At 73.2% G+C, this 25,682-nt stretch carries 20 protein-coding genes; 14 read left to right on the plus strand and 6 right to left on the minus strand.

Features of this window, described 5'->3' with window-relative positions:
- The 6 genes from J2X26_RS12920 to J2X26_RS12945 form a co-directional block, all read right to left on the minus strand.
- On the minus strand, window positions 1-651 hold the full coding sequence (locus tag J2X26_RS12920; RefSeq protein WP_307492827.1) for a response regulator: 651 nt from the start codon (window positions 649-651) through the stop codon (window positions 1-3).
- The gene (locus tag J2X26_RS12925; RefSeq protein ID WP_307492828.1) at window positions 648-2,603 is read right to left on the minus strand and encodes a sensor histidine kinase; all 1,956 of its coding nucleotides are present in this window, start codon (window positions 2,601-2,603) and stop codon (window positions 648-650) included. The genes J2X26_RS12920 and J2X26_RS12925 overlap by 4 nt, the downstream gene beginning before the upstream one ends.
- Before the next feature lie 82 nt (window positions 2,604-2,685).
- Window positions 2,686-3,369 (minus strand): hypothetical protein, encoded by a 684-nt coding sequence (locus tag J2X26_RS12930; protein ID WP_307492830.1) that lies wholly within the window; start codon window positions 3,367-3,369, stop codon window positions 2,686-2,688.
- Between the two features lie 112 nt (window positions 3,370-3,481).
- Window positions 3,482-5,545, minus strand: coding sequence for a PQQ-dependent sugar dehydrogenase (locus J2X26_RS12935; protein ID WP_307492832.1), 2,064 nt, complete (start codon window positions 5,543-5,545; stop codon window positions 3,482-3,484).
- 125 nt (window positions 5,546-5,670) lie between these two features.
- Window positions 5,671-6,426 carry a MerR family transcriptional regulator gene (locus J2X26_RS12940; RefSeq protein ID WP_307492834.1) on the minus strand — a complete coding sequence of 252 codons (756 nt, stop codon included), beginning with the start codon at window positions 6,424-6,426 and terminating at the stop codon, window positions 5,671-5,673.
- A 52-nt stretch (window positions 6,427-6,478) separates the two neighbouring features.
- On the minus strand, window positions 6,479-7,150 hold the full coding sequence (locus J2X26_RS12945; protein WP_307492836.1) for an HAD hydrolase-like protein: 672 nt from the start codon (window positions 7,148-7,150) through the stop codon (window positions 6,479-6,481).
- A 65-nt stretch (window positions 7,151-7,215) separates the two neighbouring features.
- On the opposite strand from J2X26_RS12945, the gene J2X26_RS12950 reads away from it, so the two are divergent.
- From J2X26_RS12950 to ftsY, 14 genes are all read left to right on the plus strand, one after another.
- Window positions 7,216-8,964 (plus strand): glycoside hydrolase family 9 protein, encoded by a 1,749-nt coding sequence (locus J2X26_RS12950; RefSeq protein WP_307492838.1) that lies wholly within the window; start codon window positions 7,216-7,218, stop codon window positions 8,962-8,964.
- Window positions 8,965-9,199: 235 nt separating this feature from the next.
- Entirely contained in the window at window positions 9,200-12,433 is a 3,234-nt protein-coding gene (gene ileS / locus J2X26_RS12955; protein WP_307492839.1) for an isoleucine--tRNA ligase, read from the plus strand.
- Entirely contained in the window at window positions 12,430-13,818 is a 1,389-nt protein-coding gene (locus tag J2X26_RS12960) for a bifunctional folylpolyglutamate synthase/dihydrofolate synthase (RefSeq protein WP_307492842.1), read from the plus strand. The genes ileS and J2X26_RS12960 overlap by 4 nt, the downstream gene beginning before the upstream one ends.
- A gap of 187 nt (window positions 13,819-14,005) precedes the next feature.
- The gene (gene dhaK, locus J2X26_RS12965; protein WP_307493175.1) at window positions 14,006-14,995 is read left to right on the plus strand and encodes a dihydroxyacetone kinase subunit DhaK; all 990 of its coding nucleotides are present in this window, start codon (window positions 14,006-14,008) and stop codon (window positions 14,993-14,995) included.
- A 52-nt stretch (window positions 14,996-15,047) separates the two neighbouring features.
- Window positions 15,048-15,680, plus strand: coding sequence for a dihydroxyacetone kinase subunit DhaL (gene dhaL, locus J2X26_RS12970; protein WP_307492844.1), 633 nt, complete (start codon window positions 15,048-15,050; stop codon window positions 15,678-15,680).
- Window positions 15,677-16,381 (plus strand): dihydroxyacetone kinase phosphoryl donor subunit DhaM, encoded by a 705-nt coding sequence (gene dhaM, locus J2X26_RS12975; RefSeq protein WP_307492845.1) that lies wholly within the window; start codon window positions 15,677-15,679, stop codon window positions 16,379-16,381. The genes dhaL and dhaM overlap by 4 nt, the downstream gene beginning before the upstream one ends.
- Window positions 16,382-16,452: 71 nt before the next feature.
- Complete coding sequence (locus tag J2X26_RS12980; RefSeq protein ID WP_307492846.1) at window positions 16,453-17,064, plus strand: TetR/AcrR family transcriptional regulator; 612 nt, start codon at window positions 16,453-16,455, stop codon at window positions 17,062-17,064.
- Window positions 17,065-17,113: 49 nt separating this feature from the next.
- Entirely contained in the window at window positions 17,114-18,814 is a 1,701-nt protein-coding gene (locus J2X26_RS12985) for an MDR family MFS transporter (protein ID WP_307492848.1), read from the plus strand.
- Window positions 18,815-18,823: 9 nt separating this feature from the next.
- Window positions 18,824-19,228 (plus strand): DUF4233 domain-containing protein, encoded by a 405-nt coding sequence (locus tag J2X26_RS12990; protein ID WP_307492849.1) that lies wholly within the window; start codon window positions 18,824-18,826, stop codon window positions 19,226-19,228.
- 22 nt (window positions 19,229-19,250) lie between these two features.
- The gene (gene ndk, locus J2X26_RS12995) at window positions 19,251-19,685 is read left to right on the plus strand and encodes a nucleoside-diphosphate kinase (RefSeq protein WP_307492851.1); all 435 of its coding nucleotides are present in this window, start codon (window positions 19,251-19,253) and stop codon (window positions 19,683-19,685) included.
- Between the two features lie 4 nt (window positions 19,686-19,689).
- On the plus strand, window positions 19,690-20,247 hold the full coding sequence (locus tag J2X26_RS13000) for a HEAT repeat domain-containing protein (RefSeq protein ID WP_307492852.1): 558 nt from the start codon (window positions 19,690-19,692) through the stop codon (window positions 20,245-20,247).
- A 62-nt stretch (window positions 20,248-20,309) separates the two neighbouring features.
- On the plus strand, window positions 20,310-23,876 hold the full coding sequence (gene smc / locus J2X26_RS13005; RefSeq protein ID WP_307492854.1) for a chromosome segregation protein SMC: 3,567 nt from the start codon (window positions 20,310-20,312) through the stop codon (window positions 23,874-23,876).
- Window positions 23,877-23,976: 100 nt separating this feature from the next.
- Window positions 23,977-24,306, plus strand: coding sequence for a hypothetical protein (locus tag J2X26_RS13010; protein ID WP_307492856.1), 330 nt, complete (start codon window positions 23,977-23,979; stop codon window positions 24,304-24,306).
- Between the two features lie 83 nt (window positions 24,307-24,389).
- On the plus strand, window positions 24,390-25,571 hold the full coding sequence (gene ftsY, locus J2X26_RS13015) for a signal recognition particle-docking protein FtsY (protein WP_307492858.1): 1,182 nt from the start codon (window positions 24,390-24,392) through the stop codon (window positions 25,569-25,571).
- The last annotated feature ends 111 nt before the right edge of the window (window positions 25,572-25,682 follow it).

A 25,682-nucleotide genomic window follows, 5' to 3' on the forward strand; every position in this document is an offset into this window, starting at 1 on the left:
TCAGCCGCTGGTGCCGAGCCCTTCCTCGCGGGCACGCACGATCGCGGCCGACCGGTCGGGGAGCGCCAGCCGGGCCAGCACGTTGGCCAGGTGGTTCCGCACGGTCTTGGGGCTGAGCCCGAGGCGCCGGGCGATCGTCTCGTTGTCCAGCCCGGCGGCGACGAGGTCGAGGACCTCGCGCTCACGGTCGGTGAGCTGGGGGAACGGGAGCCGCGCAGCGGTCCGCCCGCCGAGCACGTAGCTCATCGCCCGCTGCGCCACGGCGGGGGACAGGATCATCTCGCCGGCCGCGACGGCACGGACCGCCCGTTCCACGGCGTCGGGGGGCGCGGACTTCACCAGGTACCCGCGCGCCCCGGCGCGGACGGCCGCGACCACGGCGTCGTCGTCCTCGTGCATGGTGACCACGAGGACGCGCAGGCCGGGGTGCTCGCGCTGGAGGTCGCGCGTGAGGTCGATGCCGGAGCCGTCCCCGAGGTCGAGGTCCATGAGCACGACGTCCGTGGCGATGCCGGAGGCGAGCAGCGGACCGGCCTCGGCGGCGCTGGCGGCCTGACCGGTCACGCGGATGCCGGCCAGCGAGTCGAGCAGCGCGGCCATGCCGATCCGGAACACGGGGTGGTCGTCCACGAGCACGACGGAGATGGTCACGAGCGGCTCCGGACGAGGACGGGATCGAGGGGCAGGATCGCGTGCACGCGGGTGCCGCCGGGTGCGTGCGGCTCGACCGTGACGACGCCGCCGAGCTCGTCGGCACGCTCCCGCATGGACCGCAGACCCACGCCGGAGGGTGCGCCGACGGGGATCCCGCTGCCGAGGTCGAGCACGGTGACCACGAGCGCGGCGTCCTGGACGCTCACGCTCACGGCGCAGCCCTCGGCGCCGCTGTAGCGGGAGGCGTTGACCACGGCCTCGCTCACGATCGCGTAGGCGGCGGCCCGCAGCCGGGGGTCGAGGTCGGCGGGGTCGTCCAGCTGCATTCGCACGTCGAAGCCGCCCTCGCTGCTGCGTCGGGCCAGCTCGCGGAGGGCCGGTCCGAGCCCTTCCTCGTCCAGCAGCGGCGGCAGCAGGCTGCGCGAGAGCAGCCGCACGTCCTGCACGCGCTGCTCCACCTCGGCCTGGAGGGCGTCCAGGATCGCGTCGGCCGCCGCCGGGTCACGGGTCAGGGTGTTCCGCGCCCCTTGCAGCCCGAGCCGCAGCCCCGACAGCCACGGCCCGATGCCGTCGTGCAGCTCGCGGCGGATCAGCCGGCGTTCGGCCAGCCGGGCACGGGTCGCGGCGTCCCGGGCGCGCTCGAGGTCCGCGGCGCCCTGCACCAGGGCGAGCCCGGCGGCCACGACGGGCAGCAGGTGGTCCAGCGACTCGCCGGTCCGGGCGTCGAGCCGTTCGCCCGGGCGCACCGTGACGGCGAGCGACCCGATCGAGCGGCCCGCGTGCTCGAGCGTGCGCCGTGCCGGTGTCGACGTCGGCGTGCCCCACTGCGCGGTGTGCTCGTCGCCGACCACCGTCACCGACTCGAGGCGCAGCGCCTCGGCCACCGCGGCCGTCAGCCCGTCGAGAAGCTCCTCGGTGCCCGTGCCACCGGACAGCTGGCTGCCCACCCGGAGCGCCGCCCGGCTGCTCGACTCGCCGTACACGAGGGCGTGGACGCGTCGGCCGAGCCAGGCGTGCACGGGCTGCACCGCGACCGCGACGCCGACGGTCGCGATCACCTGCGCGACCGCCCCGCCGCCCACGACGACCGTCGCGGCGAGGACGACGAGCGCGTACACGAGGGCGAGCCCGAGCGTGAGCAGCCCGGCGACGGCCGCCCGGCTGACCGCGAGGTCGATGCCCCAGAGCCGGTTCCGCAGCACGGTGACCAGCAGCGCGACCGGGAACAGTGCCTGGCACGCGAGGTGCGTGAGGGGGACGGCGAAGATCATCTCCGGCGGCGAGTCGACGAGCAGCAGCGGCACGAACGAGAGGGCCATCAGTGCGGTGCCGACCGTCAGCAGTCCCAGCCCGGGACGCTCGCGCACGGGTCCGTGCCGGTACCGCCACCCGGTCGCGGCTGCGGTGACGAGGCCGAGGACGACGACCACCGCCAGGAGCGCGGTGTTGTCGGCCATGGGCACGAACAGCCTCTGCGCGGTCAGGGCGAGGGTCAGCAGGGACCCCGCGACCACCCCCGCCCAGGCGCCGCCGGACAGTCGGGAGTCGCGCACCAGCCACGGCACGACAAGGAAGAGCGCGAGCGTGCCGGGCACCCAGGCCCAGCTGACGGTCGCGGTCAGCACCGGCAGCGCAGGAAGCGTCGGGTGCCCGGACTGGTACGTCCCCCAGGCGCTGCCCAGCGCGGCGAGCGCGCCACCGGCACCCGCCAGCGCGACCAGCCAGCCGACGGGGTGCGAGCGACGGGCCAGGATGACGGCGCCCACGGTCCCGTAGACCACGCCGACCATCGCGTCGACGACGAAGAACAGCAGGTCGGGGTCCATCGGCACGCGCGCCGCGACCCGCAGGACGACGGAGGCGAGCGTGACCACCCAGGTCACGACGGCGACGACCATGGCGAGCCGAGGGTGCCCGGTGCGCCGGGCGTCGTCGGCGGCCACCGTCATGGCGCCACCGTAGGGGCTGCCCCCGCCGACGCGGTACGCCCCCGCGAGGGTGAACCTCGCGGGGGCGTGCCTCGCGTCCACCTCAGCGACGGTCGCCGAGGGCGAACCCGAGCGCGACGACCAGCAGCCAGACCGGCCCGGTGAAGCCCGCCATGTACTGCAGCGGCGACAGCCCGGCGATCAGGGTGAGCCCGCCGAGGACGACGCTGACGGCGCCGATCCAGCGCGGCGTGGCCGAGTGCCGGAACGCGGCGACGGCCAGCGCGATGCCCGACAGCCCGGCACCGAGCCAGAGCCATGGGATGGTCGCCACCCAGTCGGTGTAGAACGCCGCGGACTCGGGCACCAGCACGTCCGGGTCGGACAGGGCCAGCGAGAACTGCGTGTCGAGGCCGCTGCCGAGCAGGAGCGCGACGGACACGAGGACGAGCCCCCAGGCCGCCACGGTCCCGAGCAGGGACGCGTCCGGGGTGCGCTGGTCGATCCGGCGCTTGAGTCCGGCGGCGAACACGGGGATCACCACGGCGCACGCGGCGGCGAGCAGGTGGAAGACGAGGAACGAGGACTGCTTGCCGGCGGCGTCGGCGAGCATCGCGGCGGCGTCGCCCTGGGTGTTCTCCCAGTCGACGGACGCGGCGAGCGACGCCTGGATGGTGGCGAGGCCGAGCGCGCCGGCGGCGACGCCGGTCCAGGCCCAGGCGCGGCTGGTGCCGGGGACGGATCGGCGGGTCTGGCCGGCTGACGGCTCGACGGTGGTGCTGGACATCGGTGCTCCTTCGGGTCGGCGCCGGTGGTGGTCACCGGCGATCTCCCGACGAGCGTCGGCGGGCGCGCGTCCCGGGCACCAGGGCCCCGCGCCCGCCGAGCCGGGCAGATGCTCAGCCGCCGAGCGTGACCCGGAAGATCCGCTCGTTGCTGTTGTTCGGGACGCTGTCCTTGTCGCCGGTGGTCGTCGTGGTCAGCCACAGCCCGCCGCCGGGCGCGGGCTCGACGGTCCGCAGCCGCCCGTACGTCCCGCTGAAGAACGTCTGCACGTTGGTCAGCGAGCTCCCGCTGATGACGGCGCGGTACATCCGGGCGCCGCGGGCGCAGGCCACGTAGAGGGCGTCGCGGACGATCGCGATGCCGGAGCACGACCCCTCCGACGTCGGGTAGGTGCGCTTGGGGGCGATGAACCCCGCGGTGCCGCACGTGCCGGACGTGCCCTCGCACGCGGGCCAGCCGTAGTTGCCGCCCTTGACGATGAGGTTGGTCTCGTCCATCACGGAGTTGCCGAACTCCTGCTCCCACAGCCGGCCCTGGGAGTCGAACGCGATGCCCTGCGGGTTGCGGTGACCGTAGCTCCACACGTAGTTGCCGAAGGGGTTGTCCGACGGCACGGTCCCGTCCGGGTTGAGCCGCAGGATCTTGCCGGCGAGGTTCGACGTGTTCTGCGCGTAGTCGCCGTTCTGGGCGTCGCCGGTGGCTGCGTAGAGCTTCCCGTCCGGGCCGAAGCGGAGGCGCCCGCCGTCGTGGAACTTGTTGCGCGGGATCCCGCTGAGCAGCACCTGCTCGGTGCCGGTGACGAGCGCGTTGTCCACCAGCTTGATCCGCACGATCCGGTTGTCCGTGGGGGACGTGTGCATCAGGTACACCCACTGGTCGGTGGCGAACGTGGGGGAGAGGGCCAGACCGAGCAGCCCACCCTCGCCGTCGGTGCTCTGCACGTTGGGCACGGTGCCGACGTTCTTCTTCGCGCCCGTGGCCGGGTCGAGCCGGATCACGTCGTGCGCGTCACGCCGGGTGTACAGGACCGTCCCGTCGGGGAGCGTGTCGAGGCCCCACGGGATGTCCGTCTCGGTGCCCACCTGGGTGACGCCGCAGACGGCGGTCCCGCAGGCCGCGCCCGTGGTCACGGACGTCGACGCGCTCGCGGCCGACGTGTTGCCCTGGGCGTCCCGCGCGACGATCGCGTACGAGTACGTGGTGGCCGCGGCCAGCCCGCTGTCGATGAACGTGGTGACAGGGGGAGTGCCGGTCACGGTGCCGACGGCCGTGCCGCCGCGCCGGACCTCGTACGTGCGCACGCCGACGTTGTCGGTCGACGCCGCCCAGGTGAGCGTGACCGTCGTGCCGGACACCGCGGCGGTGGGCTTGCCCGGTGCCGTCGGTGCCTGCGTGTCCGCCTGGCACTGCGGGACCGTGATCGTCACGGTCGTGCTGGCCTGCGACACGTTGCCGGCCGCGTCGCGGGCGTTGACGTACAGGCCCCACACGGCGCCCGCGACGACCGGCAGGCTGGTCGAGAGCGTGCTGCCGCTCACCGACGTCATGAGCTGGCCGTCGTGGTAGATGTCGTAGAACGCCACGCCGACCGCGTCCGTCGACGCGTTCCAGGCGAACGTCACGGTGCTGCACGTCAGGTTGCTGACCCGCGGGTTGCCCGGCACCGTCGGCGCGGTCGTGTCGGCGGTGCGCAGCGACGTGGTCCAGCTCTGGTTCGTCTGGCCGTTGCAGGTCCACATCCCGACCACGGTCCCGTTCGCGGTGCCGCGTCCGGTGACGTCGAGGCACAGCCCGGACTGCACGCCGACGATCGTGCCGTTGGTCTGCAGCCGCCACTTCTGGTTGGCGCCGCCGTTGCAGGGGTAGATCTGCACGACCGCGGGTGCGGTGGTGTCCTGGCCCGCGACGTCCAGGCACGTGGCGGCGTCGTAGACCTGCAGCTCGCCGTTCGTCGTGAGCGTCCACGCCTGGTTGGCGGCGCCGGTGCAGTCGCGGATCGCGACGCCCGTCCTCGCGGTCCGCGCCCCACCGTTGACGTCGAGACAACGGCCCGACCCGACGCCGGTGATGGCGGCCGGCCCGGCGACGACCGCGGCCGGGGCGGGTCCTGCCAGGGTGATGACGAGCACGAGCGCGGCGACGACCGCCGCGGGGATCCGTAGGGGGTTCCATCGCATGGGTCTGCTCCTGCCGCGCCGTCGGGGAGGTGCTGGGCGACGGTCCAGTCATCGCCGGGTGTCACTCTGTCGCACACCGGGACAACACGCACGTGGGGAGGCCCCGACGGGCCTCCCCACGCCTCCTACAGGTGCCGGGCTGCGTACTCGTGCAGCGCGTCACGCACGAACGTCGCACCGCCGACGCCGCCGTAGTTCGCCGCGAACCGCTCGTCGGCGACGTACATGTCGGCCAGGCCGAGCACGTACTCCTTCACCGGCGTCGCGCCGTGCCCAGGCGTTCCCGGGATGCCGCTCAGCCACGCGACGTGCCGCCGGGCGAGCTCCTGCGCCTCGTCGGACACGGGGTCCGTGCCGGCCGCGGCCGCCTCGCCCCACTCGGTGGCGAGCCGCGCGGTCGTCGCCTTCCACGCGGCGCGCTCGTCGTCACTCATCCCGCGCCACCAGGCATCGGACGACGCGTACGCGTCCGCGCCCCAGCGCTGCTCGACCTCGTCCTTGTACTGGCTGTGGTCGAACCCGTCGAACATGTTCTCGGCCACGAGTGGCCCTCCGTTCTCCCGTGCGGTGATCGTTCGTTCGACCGAGGCGGCCTGCCGCTCCAGTCGTCGCTGCTCGCTGCGCAGCCAGTCGAGGTGGTGACGCAGGGCGGCGGTCTCGTCCTGCTCGCGCTCGAGCACGCGCCGGATGTCCGGCAGGCCGAGCCCGAGCCCGCGCAGCAGCAGGATCCGCTGCAACCGCACCAGCGCGCGGTCGTCGTACCAGCGGTACCCGTTGTCGCCGACGCGGCTGGGCTCGAGCAGCCCGATCGCGTCGTAGTGCCGAAGGGTGCGGCTGGTGGTGCCCGTCAGCCGGGCCACCTCCTGGATCGAGGCCTCCATGCGCCCCTCCTCTCGTTCCTGATCCACGGTAGGAGTTGACGCAGCGTCAAGGTCAAGCCCGGCGCGAGACCAACCCGTCGAGGCGCGCGAGAACGGTGTGCCGCAGCTCGTCCACGGTGTCGACGACGACGACCGCGCCGGCGGTCGCCAGCTCGCCGGGTGCCGCGTACCCCCAGGTCACCCCGACGCAGTCGAGGCCGTTCTCGCGGGCGCCGTGCACGTCGTGCTCGCGGTCCCCGACCATCAGGGCGGCCACGGGTGGGTGCGGCTCGGCGCTCAGAGCCCGGGCGATCACGTCCGCCTTGGTGCCGGACTCGTCGAGCTGCGCCCCGAAGATCCCGTCGAGGAGCGGGGTGAGCCCGTGGTCGGCGCAGATCGGCACCGCGAAGACCTCCGGCTTGGAGGTCGCCACGACCAGGCGGCACCCCGCGGCACGCAGGTCGGCGAGCAGCGTGGGGACGCCGTCGAAGACCGTCGCGTCGTGCATGCCTGTCGCCCCGAAGTCCTCGCGGTACGCCCGGACGACCTCCTCGATGCGGTCCTCGGGGACGCCGTGCGCGCGCATGCTGTCGCCGATCGGTGGCCCGACGAACGACCGGAGCTCGGCGGCCGTCGGGACGGGCAGGCCGCACCGGCGGAACGCGACGGCCAGGGACGCGGTGATGCCAGGGATGGAGTCGATGAGCGTGCCGTCGAGGTCGAGGAGGACGAGGGGTGAGGTCACGCCCTCGATCCTCTCCCACGGCCGTAGGGTGTGCGCTCGTGAGCCAGGGCCCGCTGGGAGGATCGATGACCGACGCACCTCGGGTTCGCGTGAACCAGGTCGGCTACCTGACCGACGGCCCCAAGACGGCCACGCTCGTCACTGACGCGACCGCTCCGGTGCGGTGGCGGCTGCACCAGGGCGGGACGGTCGTCGCGGAGGGGGAGTCGCAGCCGCGCGGCCACGACCCGTCGGCGGGGCTGGACGTCCACGTCGTCTCGTTCGACGAGGTGCGGGCGACGGGCCACGGATTCGTGCTGGAGGCCGACGGTGCGATGTCCGACCCGTTCGCTCTGGCACAGGACCTCTACGACGACCTGCGCGTCGACTCCCTCGTCGTGTTCTACGGCCAGCGCAGCGGCATCGCGATCGACGAGGCGCTGCTCGGCCCCGGGTACGGGCGCGCCGCCGGTCACGTCGACGTCGTCCCCAACCGCGGCGACGGCGCGGTCCGGTGCCTCCCGGCCGTGCACGCGACGACGGCGGACGGCGTCGACCTGTACGACGGCTGGACCGGCGGCTACACCCTCGACGCGACGGGCGGCTGGTACGACGCGGGCGACCAGGGCAAGTACGTGGTGAACGGCGGCATCGCCGTCGCGCAGCTGCTCGGCCTGTACGAGCGCGCGCTGCGCACGGGGACGGCGGGCGCGCTGGGGGACGGCTCGCTGCGCGTCCCCGAGCGGGGCAACGGCGTGCCGGACGTGCTCGACGAGGTGCGCTGGGAGCTGGAGTGGATGCTGCGCATGCGCGTCCCGGCAGGGGAGCCGTTCGCAGGGCTGGTGCACCACAAGGTGTCCGACGAGCGGTGGGTGCCGCTGCCGATGCTGCCCACCGACGACCCGCAGCCGCGCTACCTGCACCGGCCGTCGACCGCGGCGACGCTCAACCTCGCGGCCGTCGCGGCCCAGGGCGCCCGGCTGTTCGCGCCGCACGACGAGGCCTTCGCGGCACTACTGCGGACCGCGGCACGCGACGCGTACGACGCCGCCCAGGAGCACCCGGTGCTCCTCGCGCCCGACACGAACGTCCTCGCGAACGCAGGGTCCGGGCCCTACGACGACGCCGACATCGAGGACGACCGCCTGTGGGCGGCCACCGAGCTGTACCTGACCACGGGCGACGACCGGTACGCCGACGACCTGCGGGCCAACCGGTACGCGCCCCTGTTCCGGCCCGAAGGGTTCGACTGGAACCACGTCGCGGCGTGGTCGCGCCTCCAGCTGGCCACGGTCGCGAGCGCGCTGCCGGAGCGGGACACCGTCCGTGCCTCCGTCGTCGAGGCCGCCGACGCGCTCCGGGCACAGCAGGCCACGCAGCCCTTCGGCCACCCGTACGTGCCGACGTCCGGCCGGTACGACTGGGGCTCCAACGGGCTGCTCCTCAACAACCTCGCGGTGCTGGCAGCAGCGCACGAGATCACCGGAGACCAGGCGTACCGCGACGCGGTCCTCTCCGGCGTCGACTACCTGTTCGGCCGCAACGCCCTCGGCGTCTCGTACGTGACCGGCTACGGCACGCGTGACGTCCGGAACCAGCACAGCCGCTGGTACGCCCACCAGCTCGACCCGACCCTGCCGCACCCGCCGCGCGGCACGGTCTCCGGAGGCCCGAACTCCGACTGCCCGGACCCCGTCTCGGCGGCGCTCGCGGGCAGCCCGGCGCAGTGCTGCTTCGTCGACGACATCGGCGCGTACGGCGTGAACGAGATGACGATCAACTGGAACTCGGCGCTCGCGTGGGTCGCGTCCTACCTCTCGACGGGAAACAGCTAGACGTCCGGGTATCCTGGGCGCACAGGCGTCGACCCGGCCATCACCGGTGAGCCTCCGGAAGAACGGGCCGCGCAACGGGCCTCAGTAGAACCGGACGGGGCAGGCCCGTCACAGCCGCAGAGAGTGGTCGACGACCCCCCGGGGACGCCGGCAAGCGAGGTGGTACCGCGGTCGTCCCCGTCCCGGGGCTGGTCGTCCTCGCGGCCGTGAGCGAGATCGACCAGGAGAACCGACGGTGACTGCCGCACCGCGCTACCCGCTGCACCGCCCCGCCTCGTCCGTGCCCGCGTCGCCGGACCTGCCCGCCCTCGAGAAGGACGTCCTCGCCTTCTGGGAGGAGGACGGCACGTTCCAGGCGTCGATCGACGCGCGCGAGGCCGGCGAGCACGGCAGCAACGAGTACGTCTTCTACGACGGCCCCCCGTTCGCCAACGGCCTGCCGCACTACGGCCACCTGCTCACCGGGTACGCCAAGGACGTCGTGCCGCGCTACCAGACGATGCGCGGCCACCGCGTCGAGCGCCGGTTCGGCTGGGACACGCACGGGCTGCCCGCCGAGCTCGAGGCGCAGCGCCTGCTCGGCATCACGGACACGTCGCAGATCGAGGAGATGGGGCTCGCCGCGTTCAACCGGGCGTGCCGCGAGTCGGTGCTGCGGTACACGGGTGAGTGGCGCGAGTACGTGACGCGCCAGGCCCGCTGGGTAGACTTCGACCACGACTACAAGACGCTCGACGTCACGTTCATGGAGTCGGTCATCTGGGCGTTCAAGCGCCTCTACGACCAGGACATGGCGTACGAGGGCTACCGCGTGCTGCCGTACTGCTGGCGCGACGAGACCCCGCTGTCCAACCACGAGCTGCGGATGGACGACGACGTCTACCAGTCGCGCCAGGACCCCGCGCTGACGGTCGGACTGCGCCTGGAGACCGGCGAGCTGGCCCTCATCTGGACGACGACCCCGTGGACGCTGCCGAGCAACCTCGCGATCGCAGTAGGACCGGACGTCGACTACGTCACCGTGGAGCCGGGGCCGGGAAGCCTTCTGGAGGGCGAGCTGGTGGTCCTCGCCGCCGCACGCCTGGGCGCCTACGCCAAGGAGCTCGGCGAGGCGACCGTCGTCGCCACGGTCAAGGGCCGCGACCTCGCGGGCCGTCGCTACACGCCGCCGTTCGACTACTTCGCCGGCCGGGAGAACGCCCACCAGGTGCTGCTCGGCGACTTCGTGACCACCGAGGACGGCTCGGGCATCGTGCACCTGGCGCCCGCATTCGGTGAGGACGACATGGTCGCGTGCGAGGCCGTCGGCATCGCACCCGTCGTGCCCGTCGACTCGCAGGGCAAGTTCACCACCGAGGTGCCGGACTACGTCGGCCAGCTCGTGTTCGACGCCAACAAGCCGATCATCGCGGACCTCAAGGCCGGCACCGGCCCGCTCGCCCGCGTCGCCGACGACCAGCGCAGCGTCCTGGTGCGCCATGAGACGTACGAGCACTCCTACCCGCACTGCTGGCGCTGCCGGAACCCGCTGATCTACAAGGCGGTGACCAGCTGGTTCGTGCGCGTGAGCGACTTCCGCGACCGCATGGTCGAGCTCAACCAGGACATCGCCTGGACACCGGAGCACATCAAGGACGGCCAGTTCGGCAAGTGGCTGGCGGGCGCGCGCGACTGGTCGATCAGCCGCAACCGCTACTGGGGAACGCCCATCCCCGTGTGGGTGTCGGACGACCCGGCGCACCCGCGCGTCGACGTGTACGGCTCGCTGGCCGAGCTGGAGGCCGACTTCGGCCGGGTGCCGACGAACGAGGTGGGCGAGCCGGACCTGCACCGACCGTTCATCGACGAGCTGACGCGCCCGAACCCGGACGACCCGACGGGTGCCTCCACCATGCGCCGGATCCCGGACGTGCTGGACGTCTGGTTCGACTCGGGCTCGATGCCGTTCGCCCAGGTGCACTACCCGTTCGAGAACGCCGACTGGTTCGAGCACCACTACCCGGGCGACTTCATCGTCGAGTACATCGGCCAGACCCGCGGCTGGTTCTACACGCTGCACGTGCTGGCCACGGCGCTGTTCGACCGCCCGTCGTTCCGCAACGTCCTGTGCCACGGCATCGTGCTGGGCGACGACGGCCGCAAGGCCAGCAAGTCGCTGCGGAACTTCCCCGACCCCGCGGAGATGTGGGACCTGTACGGCTCCGACGCCGTGCGCTGGTTCCTCATGTCGAGCTCGATCCTGCGTGGGGGCAACCTCATCGTCGGCGAGGAGGGCATCCGCGACGGCGTCCGCCAGGTGCTGCTGCCGCTGTGGAGCACGTACTACTTCTTCTCGCTCTACGCCGGCGCCGCGGACAGCGGTGCCGGGTACCTCGCGAAGCCGGTCGACGCCGCACGTGCGGCGACGCTCGCGCCGATGGACCGATACGTCCTGGCGCGCACGCGGGATCTGGTGGCGCGCACCACGGAGCAGCTGGACGCCTACGACATCTCGGCGGCGTGCGAGAGCGTGCGCGAGCACCTCGACGTCCTGACCAACTGGTACGTGCGCACGCAGCGCGACCGGTTCTGGGCCGAGGACGCCGACGCCTTCGACACGCTGTGGACCTCGCTCGAGGTGCTCACGCGCGTGATGGCGCCGCTCGCGCCGCTGGTCACCGAGGAGGTCTGGCGCGGGCTGACGGGCGGTCGCAGCGTGCACCTCACCGACTGGCCGACGGCGCAGGACGAGGCTGCGGACGAGGCGCTCGTCGCCGCGATGGACCAGGTCCGAGCCGTGACGTCGACGGCGCTCGGTCTGCGCAAGGCCGCGGGCGTGCGCGTCCGGCAGCCGCTGCACACGCTGACGGTCGCGGTCGACGACGCGGACGCCCTGGCGCCGTACAGCGACCTGCTCGCTGCCGAGCTCAACGTCAAGCGCGTGGACCTGGTCACGGCCGACGCCGGCACCGCGGAGCGCTTCGGCATCACGCAGCGCCTGGCGGTCAACGCCCGGGCGGCAGGCCCGCGGCTGGGTCGCGGGGTGCAGGCGGTCATCAAGGCCGCGCGTGCCGAGGCCTGGCGCGTCGACGGGGACACGGTCGTGGTCACCACCGACGACGGCGACGTGGCGCTCGAGCCCAGCGAGTACGAGCTGACGACGGTGGTCGGTGCCGAGGGTGGAGCGGCCGCGGTCCTGCCGGGCGGCGGATTCGTCGTGCTGGACCTGACCCTCGACGACGAGCTGCGCGCCGAGGGCTACGCCCGGGACGTCGTCCGCGTCGTCCAGGACGCCCGCAAGGCCGCCGGCCTGCAGGTGGGGGACCGGATCCTGCTCACGCTGGACGTCCCGACGGAGCACGTGGCCGCCGTCGAGCAGCACCGCGACACGATCGCGCGCGAGACGTTGGCGCTGTCGGTCGAGATCGAGACGGGGCCCGCGCTGCAGGCGACCGTGGAAGCCGTCGACGCCGGAGGGTACGAGGCATGAGCCCGCACGAGCACGGAGGGTCCGAGCACCTGCGCAAGCAGGCCGAGAAGGAGGCCAGGGCGGCCGCCGACGAGGTCTACCGCGGGATCCTCGCGCGCGCGCCCGAGCACGAGATCGACCCGTCGTTCGACCGGACGCTCGCCGTCATGGAGCTGCTGGGCGACCCGCAGAAGGCGTACCGGGTCGTCCACGTCACGGGCACCAACGGCAAGACGTCGACGTCGCGCATGGTCGAGCGGCTGGTCCGCGAGCACGGCCTGCGCACGGGCCGGTTCACCAGCCCGCACCTGTCGCGCGTCAACGAGCGCATCGTCATCGACGGCGAGCCCATCAGCGACGAGCGGTTCGTCGAGGTGTGGCAGGACGTCGCTCCGTACATCCACCTGGTCGACCAGCGCTCCGCGCAGGAGGGCAAGCCGCAGCTGTCGTTCTTCGAGGTCTTCACGGTGATGGCGTTCGCGGCGTTCGCGGACGCACCGGTGGACGTCGCGGTGGTCGAGGTCGGCATGGGTGGGCTGTGGGACTCGACCAACGTCGCCGACGGCGAGGTCGCGATCATCACGCCGATCTCGATGGACCACGAGCGTTACCTGGGCGACACGCTGCTCGACATCGCGTCGGTCAAGGCGGGGATCGTGAAGGACGGCGCGACGCTGGTCCTGGCCGCCCAGCAGGAGGACGTCGAGGGTGTGGTCCTGGCCGCGGCGGCGGAGAAGGGCGCCCGCGTGGTGCGCGAGGGCGTCGACATCGAGGTGGGCGAGCGGCAGGTGGCGGTCGGCGGCCAGCTGATCACGTTGCAGACGCTGGGTGGCACGTACACCGAGATCTTCCTGCCCCTGCACGGCGAGTTCCAGGCGCACAACGCCCTGCTCGCCCTCACGGCGACCGAGGCGCTCCTCACGGGAGGCCGGGCGCTCGACCCCGGGGTCGTCGAGGTCGCGTTCGCCGACGTCGACTCCCCGGGCCGGCTCGAGGTGGTGCGCTCCAGCCCGACGATCATCGTCGACGGCGCGCACAACCCGGCGGGCGTCGAGGCGCTCGTCGCCGCGGTCGAGGAGGCGTTCGAGTTCCACCGGCTCGTCGGCATCGTCGGCGTGATGGCGGACAAGGACCCCGAGGGGATGCTCTCGCTGCTCGAGCCGATGCTCGCCGAGGTGGTGATCACCCGTGCGTCGAACACCCGCGCTCTCGAGGTCGAGGACCTCGCGGAGGTGGCGATCGACATCTTCGGTGAGGACCGGGTGCACGTGGCGGAGCGCCTGAACGACGCCCTCGACCTCGCGGTCGCCCGTGCGGAGAGCGAGGTCGAGCGCGGGTCCGGCGTCCTCGTCACCGGCTCCATCCTGCTCGTCGCGGAGGCGCGCCGGCTGCTCGGTCGCCCCTGACTCCTGGTCACCCGTCCGGGTGAGGCCCGCGAGGCGCGCGGGCCCTCTGCACGAACGTGCACCGACGGCGCACGTCCTCCCCTTGACGACCCCTCGCAGCAACAACATGGTGAGACCTGTCGGGACGTCGAGGTCGCGACGGACGTGCGGGGCCCGCCGTGGGTGCCCGGTGGAAGGGATGGCTGCAGTGAAGAAGCTCATCAACGACCCGCAGACCGTCGTGGCCGAGTCGCTCGAGGGGTTCGGGGCGGCCCATCCGGACGTGGTGGCGATCCATAGCGACCCCTGGTTCGTCACGCGCGCCGGTGGCGCGACGGCCGGCAAGGTCGGGCTCGTCAGCGGGGGCGGCAGCGGGCACGAGCCGCTGCACGGGGGGTTCGTCGGCGTCGGCATGCTCGATGCGGCCGTCCCTGGCGCGATGTTCACGTCGCCCACCCCGGACCAGATCGCCCCCGCGCTGCAGGCGGCCGACGCGGGCGCCGGTGTGCTCGCGATCGTGAAGAACTACACGGGCGACGTGCTGAACTTCGAGATGGCCGCGGAGGTGGCCGACGACACGTCCGTGCGGACCGTCGTGGTCAACGACGACGTCGCCGTCGAGGACTCGCTGTACACGGCGGGGCGCCGCGGCGTGGCCGGCACGGTCGCCGTCGAGAAGATCGCGGGCGCGGCCGCGGAGCGCGGGGACGACCTCGACGCGGTCGTGGCCGTCGCCGAGAAGGTCATCGCGAACGTGCGGTCGATGGGCGTCGCGCTCACGGCGTGCACGGTCCCGCACGCGGGCAAGCCGAGCTTCGACCTGCCCGACGACGAGATCGAGATCGGCATCGGCATCCACGGCGAGCCGGGTCGTCGCCGCATCCCGCTCGCGGGCGCCGACGAGATCACGGAGATGCTGCTCACCCCGGTCGCCGACGACCTGGGACTGACCGGCGGCGAGAAGGTGCTCCTGTTCGTCAACGGCATGGGCGGCACGCCCGCCTCCGAGCTCTACGTGGTCTATCGTCGGGCCCGCGCGTTGCTGGAGGAGCGGGGGGTCGAGGTGACCCGGTCGCTCGTCGGCAACTATGTGACATCGCTGGAGATGCAGGGCGCGTCGGTCACCGTCCTCCGTCTGGACGATGAGCTGACCGCGCTCTGGGACGCACCTGTGCACACGACCGCCCTGCGGTGGTGACTGCGAGGGTCGCGGCCGGAACGGGGATCCAACAGGTCGAGGGAGCGTGGGCATGACGCTGGACGTCGCGTGGGCGATCGGTTGGGTGCGCCTGTCGGCGCAGACCGTGACCGAGCACCGGCAGGAGCTCATCGAGCTGGACCGGCAGATCGGCGACGGTGACCACGGCGAGAACCTGTTCCGCGGCTTCTCGGCCGTCATCGCCAAGCTCGATGCGCTTCCCGCCGAGCCGGCCGACATCGGTGAGGTCCTCAAGCTCGTCGCGACGACGCTGATGTCGACCGTCGGCGGTGCCGCCGGCCCGCTGTACGGCACGGCCTACCTGCGCGCCGCCAAGGCCACGGGCGTCGCGCAGCTCGACAGCCAGGGCGTGGTCGCACTGCTCGAGGCGGCGCTCGAGGGCATCGTCGCCCGCGGCAAGGCCACCACCGGCGAGAAGACGATGGTCGACGCCTGGACACCCGCCACCGAGGCGGCCGTGGCGGCTGCCGACGGGGGAGCGTCGCCGGCAGAGGTGCTCGTCGCCGCGGCCGACGCCGCGCGCGTGGGGGCCGAGGCCACCATCCCGCTCGTCGCGACGAAGGGCCGCGCGAGCTATCTGGGGGAGCGGTCCGCCGGGCACCTCGACCCGGGCGCCCGGTCGACCGAGCTGATCCTGCGGGCTGCCGCCCAGGCGGCGGCGTGACGCGCGAGGTTGCCCCCGTCGCGCTCGTCCTGGTGTCCCACTCGCGCGGGCTCGCGCTGGGCGCGGTCGAGCTGGCGGCCCAGATGGCGCCGGGGGTGCTGCTGATCGCGGCCGGCGGGATGCAGGACGGCGGTCTCGGGACCAGCTACGACACGGTCGAGGAGGCCGTCGTCGAGGCGACGCAGGACGGCCGTTCCGCGGTCGTGCTCACGGACCTCGGCTCGGCGGTGCTCACGGCCGAGTCGGTGCTCGACCTGCTCGACGAGGACATGGCGGCGCGCGTGCGGATCGCGGACGCGCCGTTCGTCGAGGGGGCGGTCGCGGCGGCCGTCACGGCGCACGGCGGCGCCGACCTCGCGGCGGTCCTGGCGTCCGCGGTGCACGCGGGCTCGACGTTCGGCAGCGCGGACGGCGAGCCGACGGTCGCAGCGGCGTCGGACGACGGCGTGCTGCGGGCGACCGCCGTGCTGCGCAACCCGCTCGGCCTGCACGCTCGGCCCGCGGCGGTCGTCGCCCGGATGCTGGCGGCGTACGACGCGAAGGTACGGGTCAACGGGGCGAACGCGGCGAGCGTGCTCGAGCTGATGAAGCTCGGGGCCAAGCAGGGCGTCGAGCTGCAGATCGAGACCGAGGGACCGCAGGCCGCCGAGGCCCGGGACGCGCTCGTCGCGGCGGTCGAGGGCGGATTCGGCGAAGTCTGATCGTTGCTGTGATCAACTGCACATGAACGTGCGTCCAGTGCAAAGTTGCAGTGTGTGTAAAGTTGCACCTCGTGCAGAACTCAGTGGTCGACGAGCCCGCCCTCGGGCTGCGTGAGCGCAAGAAGCGCGCCCGGCGCGAGGCGCTGATCGACGCGACCCACCGCCTCGTCGCCGAGCACGGCCTCGACGCCGTCACGGTCGAGGCCATCTGCGAGGAGGCCGGAGTCTCCGCACGCACGTTCTTCAACTACTTCGAGACGAAGGACGACGCCGTGCTCGGCCACACCCCGTGGCCGCTCGACTCGGACGCCGCCGAGACGTTCGCGACCGGGGGACCCACGGGTCACCTGCTCGCCGACCTCCAGACGCTCGTGACCTCGTTCCTCACCGACGCACCGATCGGTCGGCAGCGACTGACGCGCGCCCTCGAGCTCGCCGCCAAGGAGCCGCGTCTGCTCGCCCGCCACCTCGCGTGGATGGAGCAGCACAAGGGCCAGCTCTCGGCACTGGTCGAGCGGCGCCTGGGTGAGGACGCTCCGTACTCCTCCGAGATCGTCGGCGCGACCCTGCTCTTCCTGACCCACGCGACGTTCATGCGCTGGGACGCCGCCGGCGGGACCGGCAGCGCGGACGAGCACATCACCGCCGTCGTCGCCGACCTGCGCTCCATCCTCGCCGACTGACCCCCGAACCAACGCCCCCGTCCCCACCCCCAGAACGAGGTCCTCTCGCATGGCCACCGCAACACCTCAGGCACCAGCGGTCGACAAGCCGCTGATCCACCTGACCCCCAAGACCGTCTGGCTCATCTTCGGCGCGCTCATGGCGGGCATGTTCATGTCCTCGCTCGACCAGTCGATCGTCGGCACCGCGATGCCCACCATCGTCGGCGAGCTCAACGGGGTCGAGCACCAGGGCTGGGTCGTGACGGCCTACATCCTCGCGATCGCGATCGTCATGCCGCTCTACGGCAAGTTCGGTGACCTCTTCGGCCGGCGGTGGCCGTTCCTCATCGCCATCGGCCTGTTCACGGTCGCCTCCGCCGGTGCCGGGTTCGCCCAGTCGTTCGGCGAGCTCGTGCTCTGGCGCGGCGTGCAGGGCCTCGGCGGCGGCGGTCTGATGATCCTGTCGCAGGCGATCATCGCGGACATCGTGCCCGCCAAGGACCGCGGCAAGTACATGGGCCCGATGGGTGCGCTGTTCGGCATCTCGGCCGTCATCGGCCCGCTCCTGGGTGGGTTCTTCACGCAGCACGCCGACTGGCGCTGGTGCTTCTGGCTGAACATCCCCATCGGCCTGGCGGCCTTCGCCATCGCGTGGTTCACGCTCAAGCTCCCGACGCACCGCTCCGGCAAGAGGATCGACGTCGCCGGCATCTTCTTCATGGTCGTCGCCACGTCCGGCCTCGTGCTGGCCACCAGCTGGAGCAGCTGGACAGGCAAGTCCGGCTACGACTGGACCGACCCGGCCCTGCTCGCCCTCGTGATCGGCACGGTCCTCTCGATCGCGGCGTTCATCATGGTCGAGCTGCGTGCCGAGGAGCCGCTCCTGCCGCTGCGCCTCTTCAAGAACCCGACGTTCACCATCGCCACGGCGATCGGCCTCATCCTCGGCATGGGCATGTTCGCCGCCCTGGCGTTCCTGCCGACGTTCCTGCAGATGTCGACGGGCGCGGGCGTCACCGAGTCCGGCTTCCTCCTGCTCCCGATGATGGTCGGTGTCATGATCACCGCGATCGGCTCGGGTATCGCGATCACCAAGACCGGCCGCTACAAGATCTTCCCGGTGGTCGGCCTGGCCATCACCACGGGCGGCGTCGCGTGGCTCACGCAGATCACCGGCGACATGTCGATGTGGCTCTTCGGCGCCATGATCTTCGTGCTCGGTGCGGGCATGGGCCTGGTCATGCAGACGATCGTGCTGGCCGTGCAGAACTCGGTCGACCCGCACGAGATCGGGACGGCCACCAGCACGAACAACTTCTTCCGCGAGATCGGCGCGGCGGTCGGCACGGCGCTGTTCAGCACCATGTTCACCACGAAGCTGGCCGAGAACCTGGCCGGCGTCTTCGCCGGGGCTCCCGCCGGCTCGGGCGGCGAGGCGTCCAGCCTCACCCCGGCCGCGGTCCAGGCCCTGCCCGAGCCGCTGAAGACCGGCGTCATCGACGCGTTCACCAACGCGCTCGCACCGTCGTTCTGGTACCTCGTGCCCGTGATCGCCGTCGGCTTCGTCCTCGCGCTGTTCCTGCGCGAGGTCAAGCTGTCCGACGTGGCCGGCATGGTCGCCCGCGGCGAGGCCCTCGCGGCCGACGGCTCCGGGATCGCCTCGGAGACCGTGGACGGGGCGATCGTCGTCGACGACCTCTCGGCCGGGGAGCTCCCGACGCAGCGCGACAGCGCGCGCGAGGACGTGGACGCCGGCGCCCGCCGGTAACCTTCACCCATGAGCTCCACCGTCCCGGACGGCGGCCAGACCGTACGCCGCAAGCGCCCCGCGAAGCCCCAGTTCACCCAGACGATCCTCGTCCTCGAGGCCGTCCTGGTGTTCTTCGCGACGCTCGTGGCGTACGGTCTGCGGCTCGCCGAGCCCGCTGCCATCTGGTGGGTCGGTGGGACCCTCTCCCTGACCTTGATCGTCCTCTCGGGTCTTATGACCCGCCCCGGTGGCTACATCGCCGGCAGCGTGGTGCAAGGCCTCGTGCTGGCGGTGGGGTTCTTCGTGCCGATGATGTTCGTCGTGGGCGGGATCTTCGTCGTCCTGTGGGTCGTCGCGCTGCGACTCGGGGGCCGGATCGACCGCGAGCGGGCCGAGTACGACGCTGCCCACCCGGGGGCGGTCGGGCCGTAGGTCCGACGTTAGGGTTGCGCCCATGACTGACGCACCCACCACGCAGCGCACCCTCGTCCTGGTCAAGCCCGACGGCGTCCGCCGCGGACTGTCGGGCGAGATCGTCCGCCGCATCGAGGCCAAGGGCTACACGCTCGTCGCGGTCGAGCTCCGCGAGCCGTCCGAGGCCCTGCTCGCCGAGCACTACGCCGAGCACGCCGGCAAGCCGTTCGTCACGCCGCTGATCGAGTTCATGCGGTCCGGCCCGGTCCTCGCGGTCGTCGCCGAGGGCCACCGGGCCATCGAGGGCTTCCGCTCGCTGGCCGGCGCCACCGACCCCACCGTCGCCGCACCCGGCACCATCCGCGGCGACCTCGGGCGCGACTGGGGCCTGAAGGTCATCCAGAACCTCGTGCACGGCTCGGACTCCGAGGAGTCGGCCGCCCGCGAGATCGCCCTCTGGTTCCCCGCGCTCTGAGCAGATGACCGGGCGCCCCGCCGACTGGGTGGCCGACGCCTGCGCCGACCTGGGCGCGGACGCGGTCGTCGCCTGGTGCGTCGGGCTGCTCGGCGGAGCTCCGGTAGAGGACGGTCCGTCGCTCGACCGCATCGGTGGGCCGGGCGCAGCGGCGCTCGTCGACGGCTACGTGCACACCCCGGGCACGCCCGACTACTGGCCGAGGGTGTGGGCGGCGCGCGCGCTGCGGTACGCCTGGCACGACGGCCCCGGGGTGCACGCGGCGGTGGTCTCCGCGCTGTCGGACCCCGCGTGGAGGGTGCGGGAGACGGCCGCTGCCCTGACCCGGGTGCACGAGCTGGGGGAGGCTGCGGGCGCGCTGCGCGGGCTGCTCGACGACGACGTGCCGCGCGTGCGCATCGCCGCCGCGCGCGCGTTGGCCGTCGTCGGCGAGCACGACGACCTGGAGGCCCTCGCGACCGGGGACGAGCCTGACGCGTCCGTCCGGCGTGCCCGCGACGTCGCACGACGACACCTCGCCGAGCGTCTCGACCTGCCCGACCCCGCCGCCGGGGAGCGCTGAGCCGCACCGCCGAGCGGGTGGACGTCCCCGGGGGTGCGTCGCGCGCGCCTTACGCTTCGTGGGTGCACCTCAAGACCCTCACCCTGCGGGGGTTCAAGTCGTTCGCCTCGGCGACGACCCTGAACTTCGAGCCGGGCGTCACCTGCGTGGTCGGGCCCAACGGCTCGGGCAAGTCCAACGTCGTCGACGCCCTGGCCTGGGTGATGGGGGAGCAGGGCGCCAAGTCGCTGCGCGGCGGCAAGATGGAGGACGTCATCTTCGCGGGCACCGCCGGCCGCCCGCCGCTGGGCCGCGCCGAGGTCGCGCTGACCATCGACAACTCCGACGGCGCCCTGCCGATCGAGTACTCCGAGGTCACCATCTCGCGGACGCTGTTCCGCAACGGCGGGTCCGAGTACGCGATCAACGGGCAGGGCTGCCGGCTCCTCGACATCCAGGACCTGCTGTCGGACTCCGGCCTGGGCCGCGAGATGCACGTCATCGTCGGGCAGGGCCAGCTCGACGCGGTGCTGCGCGCGACGCCCGAGGAGCGCCGCGGGTTCATCGAGGAGGCCGCGGGCGTCCTCAAGCACCGCAAGCGCAAGGAGAAGGCGCTCCGCAAGCTCGAGGCGATGCAGGCCAACCTCACCCGTCTCGGTGACCTGACGGGGGAGATCCGACGTCAGCTCGGCCCGCTCGGCCGGCAGGCGGAGGTCGCCCGCAAGGCCGCGGTCGTCCAGGCGGACCTGCGCGACTCCCGCGCCCGGCTGCTCGCCGACGACCTCGCGCAGCTCACCTCCACCCTCGAGCAGGAGATCGCCGACGAGAGCGCGCTGCGCGTCCGTCGCGAGGAGGTCGAGGGCGCCCTGGCCGCCACCCGCGCCCGCCTGGCCACGCTCGAGCGCGAGGCCGCCGAGGCGGCACCGGCCCTGAGTGAGGCCAGCGAGGTCTGGTACCGGCTCTCGTCCCTGCGCGAGCGCCTGCGGGGCACCGCGTCCCTGGCCGCCGACCGGGTCCGCCTGCTCGGCAGCGCCGGGCAGGAGCGCACCGGCGGCTCCGACCCCGACGACCTGGCCGCCCAGGCCGAGCGCGTCCGCTCGGCCGAGGCCGAGCTGGCCAGCGAGGTCGAGCTGTCCCGTGCCGCCCTCGAGGCGGCCGTGACCGCCCGGCAGGAGGCCGAGACCGAAGCGACGACCGCGGAGAAGGAGGTCGCCACCGCCCTGCGCGGAGCCGCCGACCGCCGCGAGGGCGTCGCCCGGCTCGCCGGTCAGGTGGCAGCCCGCCGCAGCCGGGTCGAGGCGACGCAGGCCGAGCTCGGACGTCTGCGTGAGTCCCTGGCCGCCGCCGAGCAGCGTGGCCAGGAGGCGACGACGCAGTTCGCGGTCCTCGAGTCGCAGGTCGCGGGTGTCGAGGAGGGCGAGGAGGGGCTGGACGCCGAGCACGAGGCCGCCGTCGAGGCCCTCGAGCGCGCGACCGAGCGGCTCACCGCACTGCAGGAGCAGCTGAGCGCCGCCGAGCGCGAGCGCGCCGCCCTGGAGTCCCGCGCCGAGACGCTCGAGCTCAGCCTCACGCGGAAGGACGGTGTCGGTGCGCTGCTCGCCGCGGACGGCCAGCCCGGCCTCGTCGGGTCGGTCGCGGCGCTGCTCGCCGTCGACCCGGAGAACGAGGAGGCGATCGTCGCCGCCCTGGGCGCCGTGGCCGACGCCGTGGCCGTCGACTCCGTCGACGCGGCCGTCGACGCGATCCGCTACCTGCGCACCGAGGACGCCGGCCGCGCGACGCTGCTGGTCAGCGGTTCGTCCAGCCCTTCTTCGCCCCTGACTGACCTCCCGGCCGGCGCCGCACGCGCGGTCGACCTCGTCCGCGCGCCCGAGCACGTCCGGGCGGCCGTCGAGACCCTGCTCGCCGACGTGGTCGTCGTCGACGACCTCGCGGCAGCGCGCGCGATCGTCGCCGCTCGCCCCGACCTCGTCGTCGCTACGCGCACCGGTGACGTGCTGTCCCGGCACCGCGCGTCGGGCGGGTCCGCCACGGCGCCGAGCGCCCTGCACCTGCAGTCGGCGCTCGACCAGGCCCGCTCCGGAGCGGCGAAGGCGACCGCGGACGGCGAGCGCGTCCGGTTCGAGCTCACGGGTGCCACGCAGGCCCTGACCGACGCGCGTGACGCGCACGAGCGCACCCTCGACCGGCTCAACGAGTCCGACGCCGCGCTCGCCGCGGTGGCCGAGCAGCTGGGCCACCTCGGCTCCGCGGCCCGGGCCGCCAACGCCGAGGCCGCACGGCTGCAGCAGTCGCTGGAAGCCGCGTCGCGGACGCTGGAGGCCGACACGGCCGAGCTCACCGAGCTCGCCGAGCGCCTCGCGGCAGCCGAGGTGGAGCCCGCCGAGAGCGAGGCCGCGATCGTCGAGGGCAGCGCCCGCCGGGACCGGCTCGCCGAGCTCGCCACCGGCGCGCGCGCCCGGGAGACCGAGGCGCGGCTGACCCTGCGCACCGGCGAGGAGCGGGCCCGGGCGCTGTCCGGCCGCGCCGAGTCCCTCGAGCGAGCCGCCCAGACCGAGCGGGTCGCGCGCGAGCGGGCCGCCGAGCGCGAGCGTGCCCGGTCGCGCCAGGCGACGGTCGCCCAGGCCGTCCGCGACGGCGCCACCCGCGCGCTGGTCGTGCTCGACGAGTCGCTGCGCCGCGCGTCGGCCGAGCGCGACGCTGCCGAGATGGCCCGCGGCGAACGGGACCGCGACGTCGCGGCCGCCCGTGCCGAGGTCGACGTCCGCGCCGCCGAGCTGGCCCAGCTCACCGACGTCGCCCACCGTGACGAGGTCGCCCGCACGCAGCAGCGCCTGCGGATCGAGGCGCTCGAGTCGCGCGCCGTCGACGACCTGGGTCTCGACCCGGCCGTCCTGCTCGAGGAGTACGGCCCGCACCAGGACGTGCCCGTGATCCCGCTCCCGGGTGCCGAGGTCGACCCGGAGGCCCCGACCGCGGTCCCGTACGTGCGCGAGCAGCAGGAGAAGCGCCTGCGGGCAGCGGAGCGGGCGCTGTCGCTGCTCGGTCGCGTCAACCCGCTCGCGCTCGAGGAGTTCGCTGCCCTCGAGGAGCGCCACCAGTTCCTGGTCGAGCAGCTCGCGGACCTGAAGAAGTCCCGCGCGGACCTCCTCGAGATCGTCAAGGAGATCGACGAGCGCGTCGAGCAGGTGTTCGCCGAGGCCTACCGCGACACCGCCGCCGCGTTCGACGTCGTGTTCCCGCGGCTGTTCCCCGGCGGCGAGGGCCGGCTCGTCCTCACCGACCCCGACAACATGCTCACCACCGGCATCGACGTCGAGGCGCGGCCGGCCGGCAAGAAGGTCAAGCGCCTGTCGCTGCTGTCGGGTGGCGAGCGGTCGCTGACCGCGGTGGCCCTGCTGGTGGCCATCTTCAAGGCGCGGCCCAGCCCGTTCTACGTGATGGACGAGGTCGAGGCAGCCCTCGACGACGCCAACCTCGGCCGGCTGCTCGAGATCTTCCGCGAGCTGCAGGAGGACTCCCAGCTCATCGTCGTCACCCACCAGAAGCGCACCATGGAGATCGCCGACGCCCTCTACGGCGTGACGATGCGCGGCGACGGCGTCACCACGGTCATCAGCCAGCGCATGCGCGAGGACGTCGCCGTCTGACCTGGCCGTCCCGGGGTGCGCCTGTGGAGATTGTGTGCCGTTTACCGCTCCCTGTGCGTCGAGCGACGACTGACCGCCGACGGGCACGGACACTGGTGCCATGGCTGTCCTCGTCGCGATCCTCCTTGCCGTCCTCGTCGCCGCAGCCGTCCTGGTCGCCGCCAGCGTGTTCTCGTCAGCGAAGGACAAGTGGGAGTCGCCGCTCGCCACGTTCCGCAGCGGGTGGGCGGGCCGCAAGAACCCCGATGCCGACCAGCGGGCCGCGGCTGCGTGGGCCGCCGTCGAGCCCATCGACCTCTCGCTCGCCCAGTTCCTGCGGGAGACCGTCGACGAGGGCGAGGCGTACCTCCAGGTGGACGACCTGGCAGCCACCCTCCAGCGCGCCAAGGACAAGGCCACCGGCGTCCTGCCCGGGCATCGCGACCGCTGACGGCTCGATTCCCTGACGCGCTCGACCTCCCGCGCTGACGCGCCCATTCGCGTCGTGAGCCCGCCGCCAGACAGACTGTCCCGGTGACCAACGAGACGCTCGAGATCCTCCTGGCGGCCGGCATCCCGCTGGCCATCGTCGTCGCCGTGACGACGCTGCTCGTCCGGCGGCGCCGCGGTCCGGACACGGACGAGGCCCCCACCGCCCTCGACGAGCCGGTCGTCGTGCCCGCACCGGAGGTCGAGCAGACCGTCGAGGCGCCCGCGCCCCCGGTGGAGGTGCTCCCCGAGGAGGCCGAGGCCCCGTCCGTCCTCGAGGTGCCCGCGCCGGTCGCCGGTCGGCTCGCCCGGTTGCGCGACCGGCTCTCCAAGTCCGGCTCGCCGCTCGGTGCGCGGCTGCTCGCGGTGCTGTCCAAGGACCACCTCACCGAGGACGACTGGGACGAGCTGGAGGAGACGCTCCTGCTCGCCGACGTCGGCGCCGGCCCGACCGGCGAGCTCATCGACGCGCTGCGCACCCGCGTCCGCGTCGAGGGCCTCAAGGACCCGGCCCAGGTCCGCGCGCTCCTGCGCGAGCAGCTGATCGCGCTCGTCGACCCGACGCTGGACCGCAGCCTGCACACCGCGCCCGGTGCCGCGGCGGACGGCTCTCGCCTCCCCGCGGTCGTGCTCGTCGTCGGCGTCAACGGGACCGGGAAGACGACAACGGTCGGCAAGCTCGCGCGCGTGCTCGTCGCCGACGGCCGGACCGTCGTGCTCGGTGCCGCGGACACGTTCCGCGCCGCCGCCGCCGACCAGCTCCAGACCTGGGGCTCGCGCGTCGGCGTGCACACCGTCCGCTCGGACCGCGACGGCGCCGACCCGGCCGCAGTCGCGTTCGACGCGGTCCGCACGGGCCGCGCCGAGGGGATCGACGTGGTGCTCGTCGACACCGCCGGACGCCTGCAGAACAAGGCCGGCCTGATGGACGAGCTGGGCAAGATCACGCGGGTCATCACGCGCGAGGCGCCCCTGTCCGAGGTGCTGCTGGTCCTCGACGCGACCACGGGCCAGAACGGTCTGAACCAGGCGCGTGTGTTCAGCGAGGTGGCCGGCGTCACCGGCATCGTGCTGACCAAGCTCGACGGCACCGCCAAGGGCGGGATCGTGGTCGCCGTGCAGCGCGAGCTGGGCGTCCCGGTCAAGCTGGTCGGCCTCGGCGAGGGCCCGGACGACCTGGCGCCGTTCGACCCGGAGGCCTTCGTCGACGCCCTTCTGGAGGGGTGAGCCGGAGCGCAGCGGAGGGTGTGGGTCGCGCCAGCGATGGCAGGCCCGACGCGCCAGCGGCACGCGCTCGTAGCGGAGCGCAGGCCCGCCCCGACCGTGGGAACCAGGGCT

It is taken from the genome of Cellulomonas humilata (assembly GCF_030814415.1).
Lineage (GTDB): Bacteria > Actinomycetota > Actinomycetes > Actinomycetales > Cellulomonadaceae > Cellulomonas > Cellulomonas humilata_A.

Excerpts from the sequence above, each read along its gene's own strand:
- J2X26_RS12985 (WP_307492848.1), top strand. The coding sequence starts at position 17,114 with ATGGCCACCGCAACACCTCAGGCACCAGCGGTCGACAAGCCGCTGATC.
- J2X26_RS12940 (WP_307492834.1), bottom strand. The coding sequence starts at position 6,426 with ATGGAGGCCTCGATCCAGGAGGTGGCCCGGCTGACGGGCACCACCAGC.
- J2X26_RS12990 (WP_307492849.1), top strand. The coding sequence starts at position 18,824 with ATGAGCTCCACCGTCCCGGACGGCGGCCAGACCGTACGCCGCAAGCGC.
- J2X26_RS12930 (WP_307492830.1), bottom strand. The coding sequence starts at position 3,369 with ATGTCCAGCACCACCGTCGAGCCGTCAGCCGGCCAGACCCGCCGATCC.
- J2X26_RS12950 (WP_307492838.1), top strand. The coding sequence starts at position 7,216 with ATGACCGACGCACCTCGGGTTCGCGTGAACCAGGTCGGCTACCTGACC.
- J2X26_RS13010 (WP_307492856.1), top strand. The coding sequence starts at position 23,977 with ATGGCTGTCCTCGTCGCGATCCTCCTTGCCGTCCTCGTCGCCGCAGCC.
- J2X26_RS12935 (WP_307492832.1), bottom strand. The coding sequence starts at position 5,545 with ATGCGATGGAACCCCCTACGGATCCCCGCGGCGGTCGTCGCCGCGCTC.
- J2X26_RS13000 (WP_307492852.1), top strand. The coding sequence starts at position 19,690 with ATGACCGGGCGCCCCGCCGACTGGGTGGCCGACGCCTGCGCCGACCTG.
- J2X26_RS12960 (WP_307492842.1), top strand. The coding sequence starts at position 12,430 with ATGAGCCCGCACGAGCACGGAGGGTCCGAGCACCTGCGCAAGCAGGCC.
- ndk (WP_307492851.1), top strand. The coding sequence starts at position 19,251 with ATGACTGACGCACCCACCACGCAGCGCACCCTCGTCCTGGTCAAGCCC.
- J2X26_RS12925 (WP_307492828.1), bottom strand. The coding sequence starts at position 2,603 with ATGACGGTGGCCGCCGACGACGCCCGGCGCACCGGGCACCCTCGGCTC.
- dhaL (WP_307492844.1), top strand. The coding sequence starts at position 15,048 with ATGACGCTGGACGTCGCGTGGGCGATCGGTTGGGTGCGCCTGTCGGCG.